The sequence below is a fragment of the Inquilinus limosus MP06 genome (assembly GCF_000767795.1).
Lineage (GTDB): Bacteria > Pseudomonadota > Alphaproteobacteria > DSM-16000 > Inquilinaceae > Inquilinus > Inquilinus limosus_E.
The window spans coordinates 1-991 of sequence record NZ_JANX01001060.1 but is presented as its reverse complement, the minus strand read 5'-3'; the positions used below and the strand labels follow the sequence as shown (position 1 = coordinate 991).

General features: G+C 72.6%; 1 protein-coding gene. It reads right to left on the bottom strand.

What is annotated here, in order from left to right:
* On the bottom strand, positions 1 to 991 hold a 991-nt coding region (locus P409_RS35175; RefSeq protein WP_034849716.1), incomplete at both ends, for a chlorohydrolase family protein.

Sequence of the window (991 nt, the reverse complement as noted above, 5' to 3'; positions counted from 1 at the left end):
AGCAGGTTCATCAGCATGTCGGCCGGCGCCGTGTCGGTGCCCATGGCGATGGTGATGCCGCGCTGCCGGCAGGCGGAGAAGGAGTTCAGGGTGCTGCCGCCGCGCGCCGAGACCAGCGGGCAATGCACGATCGACACGCCGTTCCCGGCGTAGAGCGCGAGATCCTCGGCGGTGGCGCTGGTCGCATGCGGCGCGATCAGCCGGTCGCTGAGCAGCCCGGCCTGCGCCAGCCAGGCCGGGGCGGTGGTGCCGTGCAACGCGCGTACCGTCTCCACCTCCATCGCCCCCTGCGCCATGTGCAGGCGGATCCTGCAGCCGAGGTCGCGCGCCGCGGCGTCGGTGCGGCGCAGCAGGTCGATGGTGCAGGTCTCAACCCTATCGGGCGCCAAGAGGCCGCGGATCAGGTCGCCATGGCGGCCGGTCTGGCGGCCGATGAAGTCGACGGCATCGCTGAGGCCGGCCAGGCCCCGCGCCTCGTCGAACACCGGCACCATCCGGCCCGGCGCGTCGAGCACCATGCCGCCGGAGCGGTAGGCCGGGCTGAGATAGACCCGCAGGCCGAGCGCGCCGGCCGCCTCCGCCGCCGCCACGAACTCGGCGACGGTCTCGCCCCATTCCCGGTAGAACAGAGAGGCGATCGGCGCCGCGGTGGTGATGCCGTTCAGCAGCAGCTGGCCGAAGGCGAAGCGCTTCTGGAACGCCAGCTCTTCGGCCGAATACATCTCGTGGGGGCCGGCCTCGACATAGGAGCGCGGCCACACCCGGCCCTTGGCCCAGCCCGGATGGTGGTCGATGCCGAGGATCGTGGTGTCGAGATCGGACAGGGCGTCGAGGTCGATGAAGCCGGGGCTGACCAGCGCGTCGCCGAAATCGATGCGCCGCGCCACCTCGCCCGGGAAGCGGGGGCCGGCGAACAGGACCTCGCCGCCCTCGATCACCACCTCGCCCTTCGGGATCAGGCGGTGGCCGCCGGCGCCGTGGCCGAGCACCC